This is a genomic window from Microvirga sp. 2MCAF38, assembly GCF_052115485.1.
Taxonomy (GTDB): Bacteria; Pseudomonadota; Alphaproteobacteria; order Rhizobiales; family Beijerinckiaceae; genus Microvirga.
In genome coordinates, this window is the sequence record NZ_JBFRGU010000004.1 from 221490 (window position 1) to 242098 (window position 20609).

24 protein-coding genes and 2 tRNA genes are annotated in these 20609 nt (G+C 61.4%); 10 read left to right on the forward strand and 16 right to left on the reverse strand.

The features are described 5' to 3' along the window. Positions 1-24: 24 nt before the first annotated feature. The 3 genes from AB4072_RS10040 (at position 25) to AB4072_RS10050 (ending at position 2698) form a co-directional block, all read left to right on the forward strand. Positions 25-774, forward strand: coding sequence for an electron transfer flavoprotein subunit beta/FixA family protein (locus AB4072_RS10040; RefSeq protein ID WP_441967636.1), 750 nt, complete (start codon positions 25-27; stop codon positions 772-774). Between the two features lie 14 nt (positions 775-788). Further along, a complete protein-coding gene (locus AB4072_RS10045) occupies positions 789-1733 on the forward strand; it encodes an electron transfer flavoprotein subunit alpha/FixB family protein (protein ID WP_441967638.1) in 945 nt (314 codons plus the stop codon). Between the two features lie 83 nt (positions 1734-1816). Continuing rightward, positions 1817-2698: a 3-hydroxybutyryl-CoA dehydrogenase gene (locus AB4072_RS10050; protein WP_441967639.1), complete on the forward strand. Its 882-nt coding sequence runs from the start codon at positions 1817-1819 to the stop codon at positions 2696-2698. 4 nt (positions 2699-2702) lie between these two features. Here AB4072_RS10050 and AB4072_RS10055 read toward each other — a convergent pair whose 3' ends face one another. Both AB4072_RS10055 and AB4072_RS10060 read right to left on the reverse strand, forming a co-directional pair. Continuing rightward, a complete protein-coding gene (locus tag AB4072_RS10055) occupies positions 2703-3539 on the reverse strand; it encodes a universal stress protein (protein WP_441967641.1) in 837 nt (278 codons plus the stop codon). Between the two features lie 89 nt (positions 3540-3628). Beyond that, on the reverse strand, positions 3629-4126 hold the full coding sequence (locus AB4072_RS10060; RefSeq protein WP_441968085.1) for a DedA family protein: 498 nt from the start codon (positions 4124-4126) through the stop codon (positions 3629-3631). A gap of 199 nt (positions 4127-4325) precedes the next feature. Here AB4072_RS10060 and AB4072_RS10065 point away from each other — a divergent pair, with 199 nt between their 5' ends. After that, on the forward strand, positions 4326-4895 hold the full coding sequence (locus AB4072_RS10065) for an HNH endonuclease (protein ID WP_441967643.1): 570 nt from the start codon (positions 4326-4328) through the stop codon (positions 4893-4895). 9 nt (positions 4896-4904) lie between these two features. Here the strand turns inward: AB4072_RS10065 and AB4072_RS10070 are convergent, their stop codons facing one another. After that, entirely contained in the window at positions 4905-5393 is a 489-nt protein-coding gene (locus tag AB4072_RS10070; protein ID WP_441967645.1) for a disulfide bond formation protein B, read from the reverse strand. A 118-nt stretch (positions 5394-5511) separates the two neighbouring features. Further along, complete coding sequence (locus tag AB4072_RS10075; protein WP_441967647.1) at positions 5512-6093, reverse strand: YqaA family protein; 582 nt, start codon at positions 6091-6093, stop codon at positions 5512-5514. 131 nt (positions 6094-6224) lie between these two features. Here AB4072_RS10075 and AB4072_RS10080 point away from each other — a divergent pair. The 3 genes from AB4072_RS10080 (at position 6225) to AB4072_RS10090 (ending at position 8406) form a co-directional block, all read left to right on the forward strand. Continuing rightward, positions 6225-6309 (forward strand) — tRNA-Leu (locus AB4072_RS10080). A gap of 200 nt (positions 6310-6509) precedes the next feature. Then, positions 6510-8036, forward strand: coding sequence for a hypothetical protein (locus tag AB4072_RS10085; RefSeq protein WP_441967649.1), 1527 nt, complete (start codon positions 6510-6512; stop codon positions 8034-8036). A 76-nt stretch (positions 8037-8112) separates the two neighbouring features. Beyond that, positions 8113-8406, forward strand: a complete 294-nt coding sequence (locus AB4072_RS10090; RefSeq protein WP_441967651.1) for an XRE family transcriptional regulator — start codon at positions 8113-8115, stop codon at positions 8404-8406. Positions 8407-8528: 122 nt separating this feature from the next. Here AB4072_RS10090 and AB4072_RS10095 read toward each other — a convergent pair whose 3' ends face one another. The 7 genes from AB4072_RS10095 to AB4072_RS10125 form a co-directional block, all read right to left on the reverse strand. After that, complete coding sequence (locus tag AB4072_RS10095; RefSeq protein WP_441967653.1) at positions 8529-9065, reverse strand: RNA pyrophosphohydrolase; 537 nt, start codon at positions 9063-9065, stop codon at positions 8529-8531. A gap of 294 nt (positions 9066-9359) precedes the next feature. Further along, entirely contained in the window at positions 9360-10703 is a 1344-nt protein-coding gene (locus AB4072_RS10100; protein ID WP_441967655.1) for a S41 family peptidase, read from the reverse strand. After that, positions 10703-12052 (reverse strand): murein hydrolase activator EnvC family protein, encoded by a 1350-nt coding sequence (locus tag AB4072_RS10105; RefSeq protein ID WP_441967657.1) that lies wholly within the window; start codon positions 12050-12052, stop codon positions 10703-10705. Before AB4072_RS10105 ends, AB4072_RS10100 begins: the two co-directional genes overlap by 1 nt. A 3-nt stretch (positions 12053-12055) precedes the next feature. Next, positions 12056-12550 carry a 23S rRNA (pseudouridine(1915)-N(3))-methyltransferase RlmH gene (gene rlmH / locus AB4072_RS10110; RefSeq protein WP_441967658.1) on the reverse strand — a complete coding sequence of 165 codons (495 nt, stop codon included), beginning with the start codon at positions 12548-12550 and terminating at the stop codon, positions 12056-12058. A gap of 17 nt (positions 12551-12567) precedes the next feature. Next, positions 12568-12864 carry a ribosome silencing factor gene (gene rsfS, locus AB4072_RS10115; protein WP_441968086.1) on the reverse strand — a complete coding sequence of 99 codons (297 nt, stop codon included), beginning with the start codon at positions 12862-12864 and terminating at the stop codon, positions 12568-12570. A 178-nt stretch (positions 12865-13042) separates the two neighbouring features. Then, the gene (locus AB4072_RS10120) at positions 13043-13705 is read right to left on the reverse strand and encodes a nicotinate-nucleotide adenylyltransferase (RefSeq protein WP_441967659.1); all 663 of its coding nucleotides are present in this window, start codon (positions 13703-13705) and stop codon (positions 13043-13045) included. Then, entirely contained in the window at positions 13702-15018 is a 1317-nt protein-coding gene (locus AB4072_RS10125; protein WP_441968087.1) for a glutamate-5-semialdehyde dehydrogenase, read from the reverse strand. Before AB4072_RS10125 ends, AB4072_RS10120 begins: the two co-directional genes overlap by 4 nt. 16 nt (positions 15019-15034) lie before the next feature. Here AB4072_RS10125 and AB4072_RS10130 point away from each other — a divergent pair, with 16 nt between their 5' ends. Both AB4072_RS10130 and AB4072_RS10135 read left to right on the forward strand, forming a co-directional pair. Then, complete coding sequence (locus AB4072_RS10130; RefSeq protein WP_441967661.1) at positions 15035-15835, forward strand: DUF72 domain-containing protein; 801 nt, start codon at positions 15035-15037, stop codon at positions 15833-15835. 106 nt (positions 15836-15941) lie between these two features. Beyond that, positions 15942-16403, forward strand: a complete 462-nt coding sequence (locus tag AB4072_RS10135) for a YbhB/YbcL family Raf kinase inhibitor-like protein (RefSeq protein ID WP_441967663.1) — start codon at positions 15942-15944, stop codon at positions 16401-16403. A gap of 19 nt (positions 16404-16422) precedes the next feature. Here AB4072_RS10135 and proB read toward each other — a convergent pair whose 3' ends face one another. The 5 genes from proB to rplU all read right to left on the reverse strand — a co-directional run bounded on the left by proB (position 16423) and on the right by rplU (position 20192). Beyond that, on the reverse strand, positions 16423-17538 hold the full coding sequence (proB, locus tag AB4072_RS10140) for a glutamate 5-kinase (protein WP_441967665.1): 1116 nt from the start codon (positions 17536-17538) through the stop codon (positions 16423-16425). A gap of 11 nt (positions 17539-17549) precedes the next feature. Beyond that, a complete protein-coding gene (gene obgE / locus AB4072_RS10145) occupies positions 17550-18584 on the reverse strand; it encodes a GTPase ObgE (RefSeq protein ID WP_441967667.1) in 1035 nt (344 codons plus the stop codon). An 89-nt stretch (positions 18585-18673) separates the two neighbouring features. Then, positions 18674-19315: a GNAT family N-acetyltransferase gene (locus tag AB4072_RS10150; RefSeq protein ID WP_441967668.1), complete on the reverse strand. Its 642-nt coding sequence runs from the start codon at positions 19313-19315 to the stop codon at positions 18674-18676. A 183-nt stretch (positions 19316-19498) separates the two neighbouring features. Continuing rightward, positions 19499-19765 carry a 50S ribosomal protein L27 gene (rpmA, locus tag AB4072_RS10155; protein WP_441967670.1) on the reverse strand — a complete coding sequence of 89 codons (267 nt, stop codon included), beginning with the start codon at positions 19763-19765 and terminating at the stop codon, positions 19499-19501. A gap of 34 nt (positions 19766-19799) precedes the next feature. Beyond that, the gene (gene rplU, locus AB4072_RS10160; RefSeq protein ID WP_441967671.1) at positions 19800-20192 is read right to left on the reverse strand and encodes a 50S ribosomal protein L21; all 393 of its coding nucleotides are present in this window, start codon (positions 20190-20192) and stop codon (positions 19800-19802) included. Positions 20193-20468: 276 nt separating this feature from the next. On the opposite strand from rplU, the gene AB4072_RS10165 reads away from it, so the two are divergent. Beyond that, a tRNA-Ser gene (locus AB4072_RS10165) sits at positions 20469-20558 on the forward strand. Positions 20559-20609: the final 51 nt, after the last annotated feature.

Below are 20609 nucleotides of genomic sequence, written 5' to 3' on the forward strand. Positions count from 1 at the left end.
GGCCTTTCGAGTGAGGACATTCGCATGAAGCTTCTGGTGCCTGTGAAGCGTGTCGTCGATTACAACGTGAAGATCCGCGTGAAGGGCGATGGATCCGGAGTTGAATTGGCGAATGTGAAGATGTCGATGAACCCGTTCGACGAGATCGCTGTCGAAGAGGCGGTTCGACTGAAGGAACAGGGTAAAGCGACGGAAATCGTGGCGGTGTCGATCGGCCCCGCACAAGCGGCCGAGACGATCCGCACGGCGCTCGCCATGGGCGCGGATCGCGGCATTCTGGTCAAGACCGATGCGATGGTGGAACCGCTCGCCGTGGCGAAGATCCTCAAGAAGATCGTCGAGCAGGAAAGCCCGGATCTCGTGATCATGGGCAAGCAGGCCATCGACGACGATTCGAACCAGACCGGTCAGATGCTGGCGGCTTTGCTGGGCTGGCCTCAAGGCACCTTCGCCTTCAAGATGAATGTGGGTGAGGGCGCGATCGATGTGACCCGCGAAGTCGATGGCGGGTTGCAGACGGTGGGCCTGAAGCTGCCGGCTATCGTCACCACGGATCTGCGCCTGAACGAACCGCGTTACGCGTCGCTTCCCAACATCATGAAAGCGAAGAAGAAGCCGCTCGATGAAACGAGCCCCGAGACGCTCGGTGTCGATGTGAGCCCGCGCCTCAAAGTGCTCAAGACGACGGAACCCGGCGGCCGCAAGGCCGGCGTGAAGGTCGGCTCGGTGGCCGAACTCGTGAACAAGCTTAAAGTCGAAGCCGGCGTGCTTTAAGGGAGAACAGACCAATGACCACATTGCTGATCGCCGAGCACGACAACGCTCACTTGAAGGACGCAACCCACAAGGCCCTGTCGGCTGCTGCCGCACTCGGAGCGCCGGTTCACGTGCTGGTGGCAGGCGCGAACGCCAAAGCTGCCGCCGAGGCCGCAGCCAAGCTTGGCGGCGTCGAGAAAGTGCTTTTGGCCGACAACGCGGCCTACGAGCATCAGCTCGCCGAGCCGCTGGCAGCCCTCATCGTCTCGCTCGCCGGACCCTATGACGCCATCGTCGCGCCTGCGACCACGACGGCCAAGAACGTACTGCCGCGCGTCGCGGCGCTCCTCGATGTGATGCAGGTCTCCGATATCACCAAAGTCGTCTCGCCCGACACGTTCGAGCGGCCGATCTACGCGGGCAACGCGATCCAGACTGTACAGGCGACCGACGGCAAGAAGGTCATCACCGTGCGCACCGCCGCCTTCCCGGCAGCGGCTGAGGGCGGCTCCGCTTCCATCGAGAGCGTGAACCCGACGGCGGATCCTCAGCTATCGAGCTTCAAGGGCGAAGAAATCGCTCACACCGACCGACCGGAGCTGACCTCGGCCAAGATCATCATCTCGGGCGGCCGCTCGCTCGGCTCGGCGGAAAACTTCACCAAATACATCGAGCCCATCGCCGACAAGCTCGGCGCGGCCATGGGTGCCTCGCGCGCGGCTGTCGATGCGGGCTATGCGCCCAACGACTGGCAGGTCGGCCAAACCGGCAAGGTCGTCGCTCCGGATCTCTACATCGCGGTCGGCATCTCCGGCGCGATCCAGCACCTCGCCGGCATGAAGGATTCCAAGGTGATCGTGGCCATCAACAAGGACGAGGAGGCCCCTATCTTCCAGGTGGCCGATTACGGACTCGTTGGAGACCTGTTTCAAATCCTCCCTGAACTTCAGGAGGAGTTGACCAAAGCCGGTCGTTGAGGTCAGGAATAAGAGACAAAGCGAACCGGGCGGGCCTCCCGCACGTAGTCCATTCAGAAAAAATCGTTTGGGGCGATAGGCAGATGGCCGTCGAGATTAAAACCGTTGGTGTGATCGGTGCGGGTCAGATGGGTAGCGGCATTGCCCATGTCTGCTCGCTCGCGGGCTTGAATGTACGCCTGAACGACCTCTCGGAAGAGCGGATCAACGCGGGGCTCGCCACCATCAACGGCAATATGGCGCGCCAGGTCTCGAAAGAGGCCATCAGCGAGAGCGAGCGCCAGGAAGCGCTTTCTCGCATCGTCGCGGCCCGGAGCTATGACGATCTGGCAGCGTGCGACATCGTCATCGAAGCAGCGACCGAAAACGAGGAAGTGAAGCGTAAGATCTTCACCGCGCTCTGCCCGTCGCTGCGCCCCGAGACCATGGTTGCGACCAATACCTCCTCGATCTCGATCACGCGGCTTGCAGCGGCGACAGACCGGCCCGAGCGCTTCATCGGCATTCACTTCATGAATCCGGTGCCCGTGATGCAACTCGTGGAGCTGATCCGCGGCATCGCGACTGAAGAATCGACATACGAATCCGCCAAGGAATTCATCGGCAAGCTTGGCAAGACCGCAACCGTCTCCGAGGATTTCCCCGCCTTCATCGTCAATCGCATCCTGCTGCCGATGATCAACGAGGCCATCTATACGCTCTACGAGGGTGTCGGATCGGTGGAGGCCATCGACACCGCCATGCGGCTCGGGGCGAACCATCCCATGGGACCGCTGCAGCTTGCCGACTTCATCGGCCTCGATACCTGTCTCTCGGTCATGCAGGTCCTGCATGAGGGGCTGGCCGATTCGAAATACCGCCCCTGCCCGCTTCTGGTGAAGTACGTCGAGGCCGGCTGGCTCGGCCGCAAGACCAAGCGCGGTTTCTACGATTATCGTGGAGAAAAGCCCGTTCCGACCCGCTAAATCTTCAATAGGTAAGGAACAGAGGGACGGGCGATTTCCCGAGGAGCGTCTCCGTGACGCCGCCAAGCACGAATTGGCGCATGCGGGAACGGACATAGGCCCCCATGACGATCATGTCCGCCCGAATCAGGCCTGCCTGAGTGCGGATCGTCTCCCCCGCATCGCCATGCTTGGCCGTCAGATCCTTGACGGAGCACGTGACCCCGTGGCGGCTCAGGTGAGGCGCCAGTTCACCGCCGGGCACCGCCATGGACAGGTCCTTTTCCCCGGAAACCGAGAGAATTTCCACATTCTCGGCAACCTTGAGAAAAGGCAAAGCATCGTTTACCGCCCGCGCGGCACGTGCACTGCCGTCCCACGCGACAAGAACCGTCTTCGCGCGAAATTCCAGCGTGCCGCTCGGAATCACGATCAGGGGTCGGCCACTGCTGAAAAGTGTGTCTTCCAGCAGACCGCGCCCGAGGCTCCAGGAGCTCAATTCTGCATCGACAACGGTGAGATCGTGAACGCGAGCACGGTTCGTGAAAGAGGACGTCAGAGCGGCGTAGGGCTCCTGAACCACCTCTCCCGAGCAGAGAACACCGGCTGAAATCGCATTCTGCCGCGCCTGCTCGACAGCGCTCTCGGCGAGCTCGCGCAGGCGCTTGTTTTCACTGGCGACAAGACCTGCCGCAACGCCGCTGACAAAGGCGTGGGTGACAACCACCTTGGAAGACAAAGCACAGACTGAGGCATGCGCTTTGGCCTCGCGCGCCAGGGAGAGCCCGTAAGACACGGCGTTCGAAGGGTGCAAATCCTCCTGCCGAAACCCGATCAGGATATTCTTGATGTCCTCGAGCATCGTAGCGTTCTTCCCTCCTCGTAGGCTCGATATAGGGCTGGGTTCGAACTCCCAAAGCCAGGAACGCCAATAGCGGAGTAATCACACGGCTATAGCCAGCGTCGAAACAGATCAGTGAAGAAATAGGGGCCGAAGCTCCATAGCCCCGCCCAGAGTGCAGCGCCGAGGGCGTTCGCGATCACAAAGTGAACCCAGGGCATCCTCAGCGCGCCGGCGATGAGGCCGTTGAGCTGGCGCAGCAGCACAACGAATCGCGCGGTCATCACGATGAAAAAGCCGCGCTCGCGAAATTCGATTTCAAAGCGAGTCAGACGCTCATCAGTCAATCCAAGGCGCGGGCCGTATCGTTCCAGCAACGGGCGGCCGCCATAATGACCCATGACATATCCTGTGCTGTCCCCCAGCACCGCCGCAGCCCAGGCCGCCAGGAAGACGTGCCCGACGACGAGATCGCCCTTTGCGGCCAGGAGCGAGCAGCTCACGAGTGCGCTCTCCCCCGGCAGGGGCACGCCGAAGGACTCGAAATAGAGAATGATGAACAAGGCCGCGACGCCGTAAGCCGCGATGGCGGGCTCGATCCAGGCCAGACTGTGCTGGACGGTGGCGATCACAGGCTCCTCTCGGGTTTCAAAGAGTATTTGCGAGGGTGGGAGACCACGTCAACTTGGACGGTTTAGCTACCCTGTGGGTGCGGCATAGACGACAAAGGATTTGAGCTTCACAACAACGTCACAGTGCCTGTAGACTCTGTCCACGGATACGACTCTTCTCCCAAGAGGAGGTGATGTGACGATACACGTCCAGCCTGTCGTGAAGCCGGATGCCTGTCCGGCACTCGTCCTCAATGCCGATTACCGGCCATTGAGTTACTACCCTTTGTCCATCTGGTCCTGGCAGGATGCGATCAAGGCGGTGTTTCTTGACCGGGTCAACATCGTCTCGGAATACGACAAGGTCGTCCGAAGTCCGAGTTTCGAGATCCGTCTGCCTTCGGTCATCTCGCTCAAGACCTACGTCAAACCGACACGCAATCCTGCCTTCACGCGCTTCAACGTCTTTCTCCGCGACCGCTTCAACTGCCAATATTGCGGAGACCATAACGATCTGACCTTCGACCACGTCGTTCCGCGCTCGAAAGGCGGCCAGACGACCTGGGAGAACGTGGTCGCAGCCTGCGCGCCCTGCAATCTCAAGAAAGCCGACCGGATGCCCCGCGAAGCCGAGATGTGGCCCCGGCAAAGCCCCTTCGCTCCGACCCTTCAGGATCTGCATTCCAACGGCAGGCTCTTCCCGCCGAACTATCTGCACGAGAGCTGGTTCGACTATCTCTACTGGGACAGCGAGCTCGAACCGTAGCGCAGGCCTTCAGTTGCGGCCCGACCGCGCGCCGAGGGCGGCCACAGCGGCAAGTGCCAGCGAGATCAGCATATTCCATCCGGCGAGCGACAGGCCGAGAAAACGCCACGCCGCTTGCGTACAGCTGACGACACGGGTCTTCTCCAATTGGTTGAGAAAATCTCCCACATTGCCGGCGCCCGCTCCTGAGCCCCCGCCGCAATCGCTCGGACCCATGAAGAAGCCCCACTCGACACCGGAATGGTAAGCGCCAAGCCCGGCGCTCACCAGAAAGACCAGAGCAAGCAGCCAAAGCCCGCCCTTGCGCAGAGGCGGCGGCAGGAAGGCTGTGACGAGCGCCAGCGGAATGCCGATATAGTAAGGATCGCGCTGCATCAGGCAGAGCTTGCAGGGCTGATAACCCAACCCATACTGAAAAATGTAAGCCCCGCCGATGGTGGCCGCCGCACTGAGTGCCACCGCCAAAGCAGCCTGTCGCATCGTGACCGGAAGCTGCATGCTCATCTCCTTGCGTGTCCAACGATCATCTGCGAAGCGGTGCCCGCTTCGCCGGATCATGCTCTCGATTCCGCATGATCCAGGCGAACAACCGGTTTCCACTTGTCCTGATCATGCTTTAGAACAGATAGCGGAAGGCCACGAACCCGCCGACGATCACGATCACGGCACCAGCGGCCACCAGATTGAAGTGGCGATCGATAATGTCCTTGATGGCGGGACCGAACCGGCTCATCAGCAAGGCGACGATGAAGAACCGCGCGCCTCGCGTGACGATCGACAGCACCACGAACCAGAACAAGCTGTAACTGGCAAAGCCCGAAGTGATGGTGACGAGCTTGTAGGGGATCGGTGTGAGACCCTTGAGCAGAATGATCCAGTGCCCGTATTCGGCATAAGAATGCCGGAACGCCTCGGCGCCCGATGTCAAACCGTAGAGTTGAAACAACCACGTGCCGAGCGACTCGTAGAGCAGAGCGCCGATCATATAGCCGAGAAGCCCGCCGAGAACCGATGCGACCGTACAGATTGCGGCGTAAAACAACGCCCTGTCGGGCCGCGCCAGCATCATCGGCACCAGCATCACGTCCGGCGGCACGGGAAAGAACGAGCTTTCCGCAAACGAGACGGCGGCCAGCGCATAGGGCGCGGACGGCTTGGCGGAAAGAGATAAGGTCCAGTCGTAGAGGCGTCGCAGCATGGAAAACCAAGGTCATCAGGCCCGGTTTCGGCCCGCCCCCTTTGAGCACAAGCCACGCTCAAAGGCGAGAATCTTCTCGTCGCCTCCGCATTGACCCGCCCTCGTCCCGATGCTACTCGGCAGTTCACAGAGCCCCTGTGGCGGAATTGGTAGACGCGCTCGACTCAAAATCGAGTTCCGCAAGGAGTGCTGGTTCGATCCCGGCCAGGGGCACCAAGCTTTCTTGGTTCACCAATCTTTTCAGCAATTTAGTGATGCGCTTGCAGCCCGTTGGGGATGTAGGCGTTAGATTTCCGCATCCCTTGCGATGCTTGATCTTGGCTGAAGTGCTCGTTAATAAAATTCAATACGAATCCAGTATGAAAACTAGCGACTGAGCCGACAGCATTCGCTAGGATATGGCAGATGATTTTCCAATGATGACTATTTTCGCGCTCACCGGTGCATTCGTAGTATTTGTCCTTGTGGATTTTCTCCTGCAGGAAGCCTTCTCGATACGTCGGAACGACAGGAAGATCGATCTCCTGTCATGGCTCGGCATCTACACCCTGGCCCTGCTCCTCGGCGCATCGACAAAGCTTGGCGCTAAAGGCGTTATCGTCGTCGTTTCCCTCACGCATCTTTCACGATTGGCTCTTCTTCTCTATCGGAGCGACAGGGACATTCGCATTCAATACGCGTGCTGCCTGCTCGCTGTCGCCGTCGCGGTTTTGGGAATTTACATTTTTCAGGCGGAATCGGAACTTGCACTGCGCAAGGCGACGCTGGTCACGTTGATTTGGCCTGGCGCCGACCAGATCTTCTACGCGGCGGAAAGCATCAAGCTTTTGGAAGGCACTTCGGTCGGCCTGCAATATGCTCCGGGCTATTCGTTCTTTCTGATCCCTTACGCTGGAATTCTACGCTTCGTGAGTCCGGCCCTAACGCCTGAAACGCGTGAGGGATTTGCAAATCATCTGAACATGAGCCTGCTCTGCTTTCATTTGGTCGTCTTGCTCCCGGCTTCGTTCATGCTGATCGCCAGAGCCGTTTCGAACGCGCTGGGAGGCAACAAGAATGCGACGAGCCTTTACACGCTCCTGACGCCTTTGTTCGTGAGCGCGTGCTTCGTGCTTTATACGCTATGTGTTCCAGCATGGATGGCCGAGAGAAACTCGGTTCTTGGATTCCGCCGGTTGTTGGGATTGACCTTCGGACCGGAAACGCTCTCGCTGCTGCTGTTCGCCTTCCTGTTGGCTTTTGCTGCTTCAAATCGCGCGATAAACCGGAAGCAGGCACTTGTTCTGGGCTCCGTCACGGGATTGGCGCTCCTCGTGAGCGAGCGTAATGTCGCTTTCGTCTTGCCGTTCCTGGTCGTTTCTCTGCTGCTCATCCCCCGCTCTTCCTGGCGCTCCGCTTTCGAAACAATCGCAGCCTTCGGTGTGACTGGTCTGGCATTTGTCAGCGCCTATCCGATCTATATGAAGCTGGTTTATGGAGGCTTCTTCGTATCGGCCCGGTCAGTGCACTGGGAAGTCCAGGATAAGGCCGTGAAGTGGGCCAAACGCATTCCCGACCTGTATCCTTCACTTGAGCTTGCCGCCCCGCCGCGCATGTCGGCGCTCTATGTGCCGGAAAACTTTTCGCGCTTGCTGCAAGGATACGGCGTCATATTGCTTGTGTTTGCGGCTGCTATTTCCTGGCAGATCCTCTCTCGCCACAAGGATGTCTCTGTGCGGGCTTCGAGAGTGAATTTGGGGATCGTGTCGCTAGGAACAGCGGCAATCACCTTGGCCGTCTGCTTGTCCTACATCAATCCGAATGTCGGCTTTCGTTACTACGCATGTTTGATTCCAGTGTTTGCGATCATGACCATGCTCTCCGTTTCAGACTTGCTCACATCGAAGCCCCTGACACGGTTAGGCGCTATGATTAATCAGCCACGTGAGCGGCCTGGCGTTTAGTCGCGAGCGACAAGATCGGGTTATGGATCGCGCATCGACCTCTGGCAGAGCCCCACCGGCGCCATATGTCGTCGGGATGGCACTTCTTTCCGCACAATGCCGCGCCGCGCGCGCCCTGCTCGACTGGACTCAAGAGGACCTTGCCCGTTTTGCCGGGATCCCGCTCGATACGCTCGCTGCCTTCGAAGAGGCTCAGCCCGTCCCCCACGCGGTCGAGCACACCCTTGCCGCCGCGCTGGAGACCGCCGGGATCGTGCTGGTGGAGGATGGGGCGATCTCAGAACTCGGCGGGATCGGCGTCCGCTTGCGAGAGAGCCCCCTCAATGAAGGCCTCCGGCCGGAAGAACTCACGAGCGAAAACGACAACTGAGGCTTGGGGCATGATCGGAGCAAGTGGAAACCGGGTTGTTCGCCGGATCATGCGAAAATAAAGGATCTTGAGTTTGATCGTATTTCAACGAGACATGATCAACTCTAGCGCATCGGCTGGTGTTAGCCGGCCTTCGGTGCGAGTTCCTCGAATGCGGAAACGACGCTCTCGTAGACCTGCCGCTTGAACGGAATGATCAGCTCCGGCAGGCGAGCCATTTCCTCCCAGCGCCATTCGTCGAATTCAGGCTTGTGATGACCGCCGCCCGGCTGGAGGATGTTGATCTCGCTCTCATCCCCTTCGAAGCGGAAGGCGAACCATTTCTGGGTTTGGCCACGATAGCGCCCGCGCCAAGCGCGTCCGGCAACCATCGAGGGCAGGTCGTAGGTGTACCAATCGGGCGCTTCGGCGAGAAGACGCGCTGAGCGGACACTGGTCTCCTCGTACATTTCCCGCAAGGCCGCGTCGTAAGGGCTTTCTCCCGGGTCAATTCCGCCTTGCGGCATCTGCCAAGCATAGCCGTCCGCCACATGTTCAGGGCCCCCTTCGGAACGCCGACGCCCGACAAAAACGAGGCCTTCCTTGTTCAGGAGCATCACGCCGACACAGGAGCGGTAAGGCAAATCAGACAATTTCCGCGATCCTCTGGCGCTCGGCATCGGCTCAGCTCCTCCTCAGGGGTAACTCCGGCAAGGAATGCTATCCTCGACAACCCACCCAAATTTTCATTTCTAATACACCGTGAACAAGGGTTGACGATGACGTTGCGACAGTGCCGCTTTGCGGCGTTCGGCACAAGACCTTCATCGATCATCATGCTGTCTGAGATGACCACATGATCCGGGCCAACAACCGGTTTCCACTTGTTCTGATCATGCTCTGAATAAAATGGCCCGCGATGGATGATCGCGGGCCATTCGAATTGTCGCAGGTCAGCTTGACGACCCGGGCCGTCAGTTGGCGCTCGGCGTCGCCGGGGCGGCATTGCCGCCAGTCGTGGTGTTGGCCGCGCCTTTGCGCTCGCCGCGCAAGAATTCATAGGCTGCGGCCAGCTGCTTGTCCTTGGTCTGATCCGGCGGAACATAGGCCGAAGACCCGCCACGCTCTTCTGTGGTGGCGCCGTTGGTCAGGTGCCCGCGCAGGCCAGCCTCACCCTTGGTCTCGTCCTTGCCCTTCAGCTCGTCCGGAATGTCCTGCACCACCTCGATATCGGGATCGATGCCCTTCGCCTGGATGGAGCGACCGGACGGCGTGTAGTAGCGCGCGGTCGTCAGGCGCACGGCGCCGTTGCCCGCGAGCGGGATGATGGTCTGCACCGAGCCCTTGCCGAAGGAGCGCGTACCCATGACGGTCGCGCGCTTCTGATCCTGCAAGGCGCCGGCCACGATTTCCGAGGCCGAAGCGGAGCCGCCGTTGATGAGGACGACGACGGGCTTGCCCTTGGTCAGATCGCCGCCCTTGGCATTGAAGCGCTGCGTATCTTCCGGATTACGGCTACGGGTCGAGACGATCTCGCCACGGTCGAGGAACGCATCCGAGACCATGATGGCCTGATCGAGCAAGCCGCCCGGATTGTTGCGCAAGTCGACGACGAAGCCCTTGAGCTTGTCGGCTCCAATATCGCTCGTCAGCTTGTCGATGCCGTTGCGCAGGCCTTCATAGGTCTGCTCGTTGAACTGGGTGACGCGCAGGACGCCGATATCGCCTTCGACGCGAGCCCGCACGGCGCGGACCTTGATGGTCTCGCGGGTGAGCTTCACCTCAAGCGGATCCTTCGCTCCCTTGCGCTGAAGTTTCAGCGTCACGGAGGAATTGACCGGGCCGCGCATCTTGTCGACGGCCTGATTGAGATCGAGTCCCTGGACGTTGTCACCGTTGATCTGCGTGATGACGTCATTGGCCATGATTCCGGCGCGGGAGGCCGGTGTGTCGTCGATGGGGGTTACGACCTTCACGAGGCCGTCTTCCATCGTGACTTCGATGCCGAGACCGCCGAACTCGCCGCGGGTCTGCACCTGCATGTCACGGAAGCTCTTGGCGTCCATGTAGCTCGAATGGGGGTCGAGCGAGGTCAGCATGCCGTTGATGGCCGATTCGACGAGCTTCGATTCGTCGGGCTTCTCGACGTAATCGGTACGAATCTTCTCGAAGACGTCGCCGAACAAGCTGAGCTGCCGATAAGTATCGGCCGAGGCGGCAATCGCGCTCGTGCTCGACAGAAGATCGGTCTGCGACACCAACGTGGCGCTGCCAGCACCAAAAGCGGCACCGATAAGAAGAAGAGACAGTTTACGCATTAGCCGCGAACCTTTTCGCTTTGCGATTTCGCCCACCACGGGCCGGGATCGACCGAACCACCGTCTTTCCTGAACTCTACATAGAGAGCCGGGTCGTTGGTTTCGATAGCGCCCGCCGCCGGAGACACGAGGGAAGTCTGACCCATGGTTGCGACAGGCTCTCCTGCGAGGACGAATTGTCCGACCTCGACATTGATCTGATCCATGCCGGCCAGGAGCACATAATATCCCCCGCCGCCGTTGATGATCAAGAGTCGTCCGTAAGATCTGAAGGGACCTGCAAATGCAACCCAGCCGTCCGCAGGGGATACCACAGAGGCTTTCTGACGGGTTGTGATAGAAATGCCGCGCGTCGTTCCGCCATAGCCGTCGGAGGCGCCGAATTCTTTGGAAATCTCGCCGCCGACCGGTTTCAGGAGCTGTCCCTTGGCTTCCGCGAAGGGAATCTTCGGTGCGAGGCGGGCCGGATCGCGGAAAGCGGCCTGCGCGAATCGCTCCCGGGTTTCGCGCGCCTGGGTCTCGGCGGCCTTGCGAGCTTCCTCCGCGGCGCGGTGGGCGCCCGAAATTTCCCGCTCCATGCGGTCGATCAATTCTTTGAGAGTACCGGCCTGGCGCGCAAGCTCGGCGGCCTTTTCGCGCTCGCTGCCGATGCTGCGCTCGACCTCGCCGATCCGGCCCTGACGGGCGTCCACCAGGGCTGCAAGGCGTTGCTGTTCACCATTGAGGGCCTTCAATTCGCCCTCGAGCGCCGTCCGATCGGTGGCGATAGCCCCCTTCAAGCGGACCAGTTCCGCGAGATCGCTGGCAAGAGTCTCCGCCTCGGCGCGGAGCTCCGGCAGAACGGCGCCGAGCAAAATCGAGGCACGGACGGCCTCCAGCATATCCTCCGGCTGGACGAGAACCGCCGGGGGCGGGCGTCGTCCCATGCGCTGGAGAGCAGCAAAAACTTCAACAATGATGCCGCGACGGCTCTCCAACGAGCGCCGGATAGCGGTCTCGCTTGCATTCAGGGTCTGTAGCCGCCGTTCCAGAGCCGCGATTCGCTCGTCGGTCGAGCGGACCCGGCCCGCCGTTTCGATGAGCGCGGCGTTGAGCTTGGCGCGGTCAGTCCTGATCTCGGCCACTTCCGCCTCCAGACGCTTTCGCGCGTCGGCATTGGCGGTCATCGCGGCTTCCAAGGTTTTCAGGTCCTGCTCACGGCGCGCCTTTTCCTCCGCCGTCTCCAGCGCCTTCTGTGCCGGATCGTTGGGCGGCGCGATGGTTTGCTGCGCGAAGGCAGGGCCAATCGCGGCAATCGCCATCCAGACGGCGAGGGTATAAACCTTGGAAAAGCGAGCCAAGCGGATCATCCGTCAGGAATCGTCGTGTCCGACGCGATGATAAGGGTGTCCGGCGATGATTGTCAGGGCTCTATAGAGTTGCTCGACCACGAGAGCCCGCACGATCTGGTGCGGCAAAGTGAGCGCGCCGAAGGAAACCACGAGATCGGCTCTCTCGCGCACCTTCGGATCGAGGCCGTCGGGTCCGCCGATGATGCAGGCGATGCCGTTGCGACCCTCGTCGCGCCACTGCCTGATTCGCCCCGCGAAAGCCTCGCTGGTGGGGCTCTTGCCGCGCTCGTCGAAGACGATGAGAACAGACGCCCCGGCCCTTTCGAGAAGCGCGGCGGCTTCCTCGGCGCGACGGTCATCATCCCGCCGCGCGCGGCTTTCAGGCAACTCGACAAGATCGAGCCCGGCGAGGCCGAGCCCTTTGCCCATGCCCTCGATTCGCTGGCGATAGCGTTCGACGAGCTCCCGCTCGGGGCCACTCTTCAAGCGGCCCACGGCCAGAAGGCTCAATCGCAACGCTACCCCCCGAAAAATCAGGCCATGTGGTCTTGCGGGCGGTCGGCGCTCCACATCTTCTCGAGGTTGTAGAAGCCACGCACCTCGGGACGGAAGATGTGAACCAGAACGTCGCCGGCGTCGATCAAGACCCAGTCACACGTCGGCAAGCCTTCGACGCGCGCATTCCCGAACCCCTTATCCTTGAGGTCCTGAAGAATGCGATCGGCGATGGCGCCCACGTGACGATTGGAGCGGCCCGACGTGACGATCATGGTGTCGGCGAGCGAGGTTTTGCCGGCGAGGTCGATTTCGACCGTGTTCTCGGCTTTCATGTCCTCGATTGAGGCCAGCGCGATGGCCCGGATATCCTCGACCTGCGGAGCCACCGCTCCGGAGGGAGGGGGAAGCGGATTACGATCCGCTTCAAGCGGAATTGGACGGTTCAGATTCTGGCCCTTTCCATCGGCACACCCATGTGCCGTGATTTCTAAGATAGTGCGGAAAGGCATGTTATTTCAACGGCTGCTTCGTCAAGAAGTTTGTTCCGGCCTTGCGAAGTTCGGTCGAGGAAAGGAACGAGCGCGGTCCGTGAAGGTAGGCCCAGGCAGGCGCGGGCATGTCAGGCAGCGCTTTAGCTTCACTTTCCGGAACACGATATCCGGCGAGTGATACGGCCCCGCGCGAGCCGATGGCTCTTAAGGTCCAGCCAGGCCGATCGATCACGGCGATGGGCATGAGGCTCGCAATCGCCTCCCAGCCACGCCAGCGATGGAAGCTCGCCAGATTGTCGGCTCCCATGATCCAGACGAAACGAACCTCCGGGTAGCGTCGCTTGAGATAGGACAGCGTGTCGATGGTGTAGCGCGCGCCGATCTCGTCCTCGAAAGCCGTCACGTCGATGCGCGGATGGTTGGCGAGTTTTTCCGCGGCAGCGACGCGCAGAGCGGTCGTCGCGAGATCCCCCGTATCCTTGAGGGGATTGCCGGGCGTGACAATCCACCACACCCGGTCGAGCCCGAGGCGCTTCAACGCCATGAGGCTGACGAGGCGATGCCCGGCGTGGGGCGGATTGAACGAGCCCCCATAGAGCCCGATCCTCATGCCCGGCGCCGCTCGCGGCAAGCGCGCGAGCCCGGATGGCCTTATGCGAAACCGCGACGAGGAAGGGCTCAAGAGCGGATCTGCCCCGCGCCGCGCACGCGATATTTGAACGAGGTCAGCTGTTCCACCCCGACCGGGCCGCGTGCGTGCATGCGTCCCGTAGCGATGCCGATCTCCGCGCCGAAGCCGAACTCGCCGCCATCGGCGAATTGGGTCGAAGCGTTGTGCAGGACAATGGCCGAATCGACTTGCGTGAGGAAACGCTCGGCCGCGAGCGGATCGTCTGTCACGATGGAATCGGTGTGATGGGAACTGTAGGTCTCGATGTGAGCGAGCGCCCCATCGAGCCCTTCCACCACGCGGCAGGAAATGATGGCGTCGAGATATTCGGTGCGCCAATCCTCCTCCGAGGCAGGCGTCACGCGGGGATCGGCGGCAAGTGTCGCGGCATCGCCGCGCACGGCGCAGCCGGCATCGAGAAGCTGCACGACGAGCGGCTTCAGATGCGTTTCGGCGATGGCGCTATCGACGAGCAACGTCTCGGCCGAGCCGCAGACGCCCGTGCGCCGCATCTTGGCGTTCAGAACAATGCGCTTCGCCATATCGAGATCCGCGCCTTCGTGGACGAAGACGTGGCAAAGACCCTCGAGATGCGCGAAGACAGGCACACGCGCCTCGTCCTGCACCCGCGCCACAAGGCTCTTGCCGCCGCGCGGGACGATGACGTCGATATTGCCGCTGAGCCCGCTCAACATCGCACCCACCGCCGCGCGATCCCGCGTTGGCACGAGGCGAATGGCGTCGGCGGGCAACCCAGCCTCCTTCAGCCCTTCGCCCATGGCCTCGGCGATGGCGGAAGAGGTACGGAAACTCTCGGACCCGGCGCGCAGGATCGCAGCATTGCCCGCCTTGAGGCAGAGCGCGCCCGCATCCGCCGTCACGTTCGGGCGGCTCTCGAAGATCACACCTATCACGCCGAGTGGCGTGGCAACACGCTCGATCACGAGCCCGTTCGGCCGCTCGAAACGCGCCAGCACGCGCCCGACCGGATCAGGCAGCGCGGCGATGCTCTCGATGGCCTGGGCGATATCTTCCAGCCGCTGCGGATTGAGCGTCAGGCGGTCGATGAAGGAAGCCGCCTGCCCCTTGGCTCCGGCCTCGGCGAGATCCTCCTCATTGGCCGCCAGAATCGCATCGGCACGAGTGCGAATGTGCGCCGCCATGGCCTGCAAAGCCGCGTTCTTCTGTTCCGGTGATGCCAAGGCGATGCGGCGCGACGCCTCCCTGGCTTTGCGGCCGAGATCCTGCATCAGGGCCGGAACGTCGACGCCCGCACCCGATACCGCTCCCACGGCGTTGAGTCTGACGGGATCGTGCCCGCTCATCATCCGAGTGTCGTCCATGTCCAAGCCTCGCGGGTCTTCCGCGTCAAAATCCAGTTCCAGCGCCCGATCGAAAACGGCCGAGCTTCGCATCGGCACGTCCGGCTGGCACTATAGCGACTGGCGCGGCCCCTTCTACCCGGCCGACCTGACGCCGAAGAATTTCCTGTCGTTTTATGTTGAACATTTCAACACGACCGAAATCAACAATTCCTTTTACCGCATACCGACCGAGAAGGCCGTGGAAACGTGGCGCGACAGCGCGCCGGAGGGCTTTCTCTTTGCGTGGAAAGCCTCGCGCATCATCACCCATCTCAAGCGCCTGAAGGATGTGGGGGACAACGTCGACTTCGTGTTCAAGCGCATGGATGGACTCGGCCCGGCTTTCGGCCCCGTGCTGTTCCAGCTTCCACCGACTCTGTCAGCCAAACCCGAATACCTGGAGCGTCTGGCGCGCTGCCTCGGACAGATCCCGCGCGGACGGCGCTGCACCGTCGAGTTCCGACATGCCAGCTGGTTCGAGAAAAGGCCGCTCGATATCCTGCGGGAGCATAACGCCGCGCTCTGTCTTTCCGATCACGTGGCCGCGCCCGCGCCCTGGATCGTGACGGCGGACTTCATCTATGTGCGCGGCCACGGCAAAGGGGGCCATTACACGGGACGCTACAGCCGTGAGACGCTACACGATTGGGCCCGCTCAATCGACACGTGGCGAAGCGAGGGCCGCGACGTCTTCGTCTATTTCGACAACGACGTGAAAAGCGCAGCGCCCCATGATGCAAACGAGCTCATGGCCTTGTTGGCGAAAGCCACGGGTTAGCACCGGTATTCGCTAAAACGGCTTCGCTCTCGATTGAGAAATATCAACCGGGCGCCTTGCCCCGATGCTAGCGTTCCCGAGAATCCAAAAGGCCATCGAGATGGGGATGAGGCTGACGAGCACTGCATTTCCTGAAAGCGCCTCGATCCCGCCACGACACGCGTGCGATGGGGAAGATCTGTCTCCGCCATTGGTATGGACGGACATTCCTTCCAACACCGCATCCCTGCTTCTCACCTGTGAAGATCCGGACGCGCCGCGCGGCACGTTTTGTCATTGGGTGGCTTTCAACATCGCGCCCAACATCTCCCAGCTCGCCGAAGGCGCAGGCAATCATGGCGGGAGTGACATCTTGCAGGCCATCAATGACTTTGGACGCACCGGCTATGGCGGACCATGTCCGCCGCGTGGGGACAAGCCGCATCGTTATCGGTTCAAGATCAGCGCCCTCGATCAGCGCCTCAGCGATTCCTTATCTTCGTCAAAAGGCGCTCAAGTCATTGCAAAAGCGCAGTCTCACGTCATCGCTTCTGCCGAACTGATCGGTCACTATGGGCGCGGCCGTTGACCACGCATGTTGAGCTCGCTCAATCCGAGAGCGCCATGTCGTCCCGGTGCACCATCTCCGCGCGACCGGCATAGCCGAGGATCGTTTCGATCTCTCTGCTCGGGCGACCGATGATGCGGGCCGCATCTCCCGCGTCGTAAGCCACAAGCCCGCGCCCCAGCACACGGCTTCCGTCATGGATCGTCACTGCATCACCGCGCGCAAAGGAGCCTTCGATCCGGCGCACACCGACCGGAAGCAAGCTTGCGCCGCCGCGCAGGGCCTTCGCCGCGCCTTCATCTACATGAAGCGTGCCGCGCGGTTCAAGCGCGCCCGCGATCCATGTCTTGCGCGCCGTCGCAGGGTTCGAGGGCGTGAGAAACCATGTGCAACGCCCGCCATCGCGCACGCGGCGCAGCGGGTTTTTCGCGCGGCCATCGGCGATGATCATATGCGTGCCGCCGGCTGTCGCGATCTTGCCGGCTTCCACCTTCGTGCGCATGCCTCCGCGCGAGAGTTCGGAAGCCGGGCCACCGGCCATCGCATCGATTTCCGGCGTGATCCGCTCGACCACGGGAATGTGTTTCGCGTTCGCATCCGATGCGGGCGGAGCGGTATAGAGACCGTCGATATCGGAGAACAACACCAGCAGATCCGCGCCAATCATCGTCGCAACACGCGCCGCGAGACGGTCATTGTCACCGTAGCGGATTTCACTCGTCGCCACGGTATCATTCTCGTTCACGATGGGCACCGCGCGCATTTCGAGAAGCTTCAACGTGGTTGCGCGAGCGTTGAGATAGCGCCGCCGCTCTTCCGTGTCCGCGAGCGTCACCAGAATCTGCCCGGCGGTGATGTCGTGATGCGCCAGAACCTCGGCCCAGATCCGCGCCAGCGCGATCTGCCCGACGGCGGCGGCCGCCTGACTCTCTTCAAGCTTCAGCGATCCCGGCGGAAGCCCCAGCACCGTGCGTCCCATGGCGATAGCGCCGGACGACACCACGAGCACATCGGCCCCTTGCGCGTGCAGATCCGCGATGTCTTCAGCAAGCGCCGCGAGCCAGGCATGATTCAAACGCCCCCGCGCGCGGTCGACAAGCAAAGCCGAGCCGACTTTGAGAACGACGCGACGGAACTGGCGCAGATCAGGCGTCATGGATGCCATTCTTATGGATGCCATTCTTCTTGCGGCGCGGACGGCATTTCCTCGACCTTCGCGGCATCGATAACCTGAAGCAGCGCCTGCAGCACTTCCTGTACGCCCTGCCCCGAGGCCGCCGAAATCACATAAGGCGTGCGCTTGGCAGCCCGCTTCAACTGCGCAACGCGCTCTTTAAGCGTTTCCTCATCGAGCGCATCGGCCTTCGACAGCGCAACGATTTCGGGCTTGTCCGCAAGTTCGTGGCCATAGGCCTCCAGCTCGCCTCGCACGGTCTTGTAAGCCTTGCCCGCATGTTCGTTGGTCGCATCCACCAGGTGCAACAGCACGCGACAACGCTCCACATGGCCAAGGAATCGATCGCCGAGGCCCGCGCCTTCCGACGCGCCCTCGATCAGGCCCGGAATATCGGCGAGCACGAATTCGCGGTTATACGCCCGCACCACGCCGAGACCCGGATGCAGGGTCGTGAACGGATAATCCGCGATCTTGGGCTTGGCCGCACTCACTGTCGCCAGGAACGTGGACTTGCCCGCATTGGGCAGGCCCACGAGGCCGGCATCCGCGATCAGCTTGAGCCGCAGGATGATCCAGCGCTCCTGCGCCTCCTGGCCGGGATTGGCCCGGCGCGGCGCGCGATTGGTGGAGGTGGTGAAATAGGCATTGCCGAAGCCGCCATTGCCGCCCTTGGCGAGCAGAACCTTCTGGCCGACCTTGGTGAGGTCCGCAATGACGGTCTCGCCATCCTCGTCCAGGATCTCGGTCCCTTCCGGGACCTTGAGCACCATGTCGCGGCCCTTGGCACCGGCGCGGTTCTTGCCCATGCCGTGCTCGCCCTTCTGGGCCTTGAAGTGCTGCTGGTAGCGATAATCGATGAGGGTGTTCAGGCCCTCCACGCATTCCGCCCACACGTCACCACCGCGGCCACCGTCACCGCCGTCGGGTCCACCGAACTCAATGAACTTTTCGCGGCGAAACGAGACACAACCTGCGCCACCGTCACCTGAGCGAATATAAATCTTGGCTTGATCGAGAAATTTCATAGCCTCCTCCCTTTACGGGACAAGGCGTGCCGGAGCAACGCGAAGAGGGTACGAAAAAGCGCGCCCGGCGGACCGGGAGCGCCTTTTCGTTAATATGCCAGAGACAATTCACCCACTTCCGCCTCACCCGGCTCGCGCACGAGGCCGGTATGGCTCCAGGTCTTCAGGCTCGTCCACGCCCGCCGGTCGAGGCGGAAATGGTCGACCGGAAATAACCCACCCTGCGCGTGGAACGTCATGAGGCCCGAGCCCTGGAAGGCGAAGCCGCACTTTTCCAGGACGCGGCGTGAGGCTGGGTTGATCACACGCGCTGCCGAGGTGAGCTCATTTCCATCAGTATAAGCGAAGAACGCGTCGATGAGCGCCCGAGCGGCCTCGGTTGCATAACCCTCGCTCCAGTGCGGCGTACCGAGCCAGTAACCGAGAAAGGGGCTGCCATCCTCCGGATTGGAACTGATGCCGACCATGCCGATGACGCTGTTGGGCTTGCCCTTCAGCGTGATGGCGAGGTCGAGCCCGTCTCCATTCGCGTTCGCCTGCCTGGCGTGAAACACGAACCGCTCGGCGTCTTCCTGTGAGTATGGATGCGGAATTCGCGTCGTCATATCCGCGACCGTTTTCTCACCGGCAAGACGTACGATGGCTTGGGCATCGGCAAGACGGGGCCAACGCAGCCAAAGGCGGCGCGTTTCCAAACGGAAAACATCGTCACGGGTGAGGTCGGGAAACATGATCTTGCTCCGATCCAGATGGGGCCATCTTTCAAGGCCCGAAAACGCGAAGGGGAGGTGGTATCCCACCTCCCCTGGCTTGTCTGGATCTGGAGCTTGGCCGCTTTTTGGCCTGTCAGGAGCTTCTGGATCCGCCGGGTCGGTGTGATACCGGCGGGAGCTCCTTCGCTTTGCTCTCGCCGTTTATTCTGCTGCCTCTTGGGCTGGAATGACCGATACGAAGGCTCGGCCTTGTTTCGTAAGGAATCGGACGCGTCCATTGGCCGTGGCAAAGAGGGTATGATCCTTGCCCATGCCAACGTTCGCGCCTGCGTGCCACTTCGTGCCGCGCTGACGAATGATGATGTTGCCCGGCACGACCTGTTGATCGCCGAACTTCTTGACGCCCAGACGACGGCCGTCGGAATCACGACCGTTGCGAGACGAGCCGCCTGCTTTTTTATGAGCCATGGGTGTACTCCCGTGTTCCTGTCAGAGCCGTCGCTTATTCAGCGGAGGCCGGCGCAGCGTCTTCAGCCGCAGCCTTGGTTGTCTTCTTAGCCGCAGCCTTCTTGGGCTTCGCGCCAGCGGCCAGGATTTCGGTGATCCGCACGACCGTATAGTCTTGGCGATGCCCGCGCTTGCGGCGCGAATTCTGACGACGGCGCTTCTTGAAGGCGATGACCTTCTCGCCGCGCGTGTGTTCAACCACCTCGCCCGCCACGGTGACGCCCTCGACGAGCGGCGCACCGACCTGGGTGCCGTTGTCGTTCGTGACCATGAGAACCTGGTCGAACGTGACGGCGGCGCCCGGCTCTCCTTCGAGCCTGGCAATGGTGATGACGTCTTCGGCGGCGACGCGATATTGCTTGCCGCCGGTCTTGATCACTGCGAACATCTTCATCCTCGTGTTCAAACCCAACTCTCTGCGGGAAACCCGCAGGGTCGGCTTTTTGGCAGTTTCCGGCTTCAATTCACGATGACCGACGGCCATCGCAACGAAACACGCGGACACAAAGGCCCGCGCGTACAGACGGCTTCTCTAGGGAACACCCCCGACCTTGTCAACCAAAAACCCAGCAAAAACCGGCAGGAGGGTGCTTGAAGAGCCTCAAGACCCATGATATCCACCCCGCCTCAACCAGCCGACCTTGGCAACAGGATCAGGCCCTCCGGAGAGGTGGCAGAGTGGTTGAATGCACCGCACTCGAAATGCGGCATACGGGCAACCGTATCGGGAGTTCGAATCTCCCCCTCTCCGCCAACCTTTCCGCCTAAGTTTTTGTTTTTATTGAGATATTTTTTGAACCGTTAA

Excerpts from the sequence above, each read along its gene's own strand:
- AB4072_RS10150 (WP_441967668.1), bottom strand. The coding sequence starts at position 19,315 with ATGTTTCCCGACCTCACCCGTGACGATGTTTTCCGTTTGGAAACGCGC.
- AB4072_RS10050 (WP_441967639.1), top strand. The coding sequence starts at position 1,817 with ATGGCCGTCGAGATTAAAACCGTTGGTGTGATCGGTGCGGGTCAGATG.
- AB4072_RS10130 (WP_441967661.1), top strand. The coding sequence starts at position 15,035 with ATGTCCAAGCCTCGCGGGTCTTCCGCGTCAAAATCCAGTTCCAGCGCC.
- proB (WP_441967665.1), bottom strand. The coding sequence starts at position 17,538 with ATGACGCCTGATCTGCGCCAGTTCCGTCGCGTCGTTCTCAAAGTCGGC.
- rpmA (WP_441967670.1), bottom strand. The coding sequence starts at position 19,765 with ATGGCTCATAAAAAAGCAGGCGGCTCGTCTCGCAACGGTCGTGATTCC.
- AB4072_RS10045 (WP_441967638.1), top strand. The coding sequence starts at position 789 with ATGACCACATTGCTGATCGCCGAGCACGACAACGCTCACTTGAAGGAC.
- AB4072_RS10075 (WP_441967647.1), bottom strand. The coding sequence starts at position 6,093 with ATGCTGCGACGCCTCTACGACTGGACCTTATCTCTTTCCGCCAAGCCG.
- AB4072_RS10100 (WP_441967655.1), bottom strand. The coding sequence starts at position 10,703 with ATGCGTAAACTGTCTCTTCTTCTTATCGGTGCCGCTTTTGGTGCTGGC.
- AB4072_RS10090 (WP_441967651.1), top strand. The coding sequence starts at position 8,113 with ATGGCACTTCTTTCCGCACAATGCCGCGCCGCGCGCGCCCTGCTCGAC.
- AB4072_RS10040 (WP_441967636.1), top strand. The coding sequence starts at position 25 with ATGAAGCTTCTGGTGCCTGTGAAGCGTGTCGTCGATTACAACGTGAAG.
- AB4072_RS10055 (WP_441967641.1), bottom strand. The coding sequence starts at position 3,539 with ATGCTCGAGGACATCAAGAATATCCTGATCGGGTTTCGGCAGGAGGAT.
- rplU (WP_441967671.1), bottom strand. The coding sequence starts at position 20,192 with ATGTTCGCAGTGATCAAGACCGGCGGCAAGCAATATCGCGTCGCCGCC.
- AB4072_RS10085 (WP_441967649.1), top strand. The coding sequence starts at position 6,510 with ATGATGACTATTTTCGCGCTCACCGGTGCATTCGTAGTATTTGTCCTT.
- obgE (WP_441967667.1), bottom strand. The coding sequence starts at position 18,584 with ATGAAATTTCTCGATCAAGCCAAGATTTATATTCGCTCAGGTGACGGT.
- AB4072_RS10095 (WP_441967653.1), bottom strand. The coding sequence starts at position 9,065 with ATGCCGAGCGCCAGAGGATCGCGGAAATTGTCTGATTTGCCTTACCGC.
- AB4072_RS10135 (WP_441967663.1), top strand. The coding sequence starts at position 15,942 with ATGAGGCTGACGAGCACTGCATTTCCTGAAAGCGCCTCGATCCCGCCA.
- rsfS (WP_441968086.1), bottom strand. The coding sequence starts at position 12,864 with ATGAAAGCCGAGAACACGGTCGAAATCGACCTCGCCGGCAAAACCTCG.
- AB4072_RS10125 (WP_441968087.1), bottom strand. The coding sequence starts at position 15,018 with ATGAGCGGGCACGATCCCGTCAGACTCAACGCCGTGGGAGCGGTATCG.
- AB4072_RS10070 (WP_441967645.1), bottom strand. The coding sequence starts at position 5,393 with ATGCAGCTTCCGGTCACGATGCGACAGGCTGCTTTGGCGGTGGCACTC.
- AB4072_RS10105 (WP_441967657.1), bottom strand. The coding sequence starts at position 12,052 with ATGATCCGCTTGGCTCGCTTTTCCAAGGTTTATACCCTCGCCGTCTGG.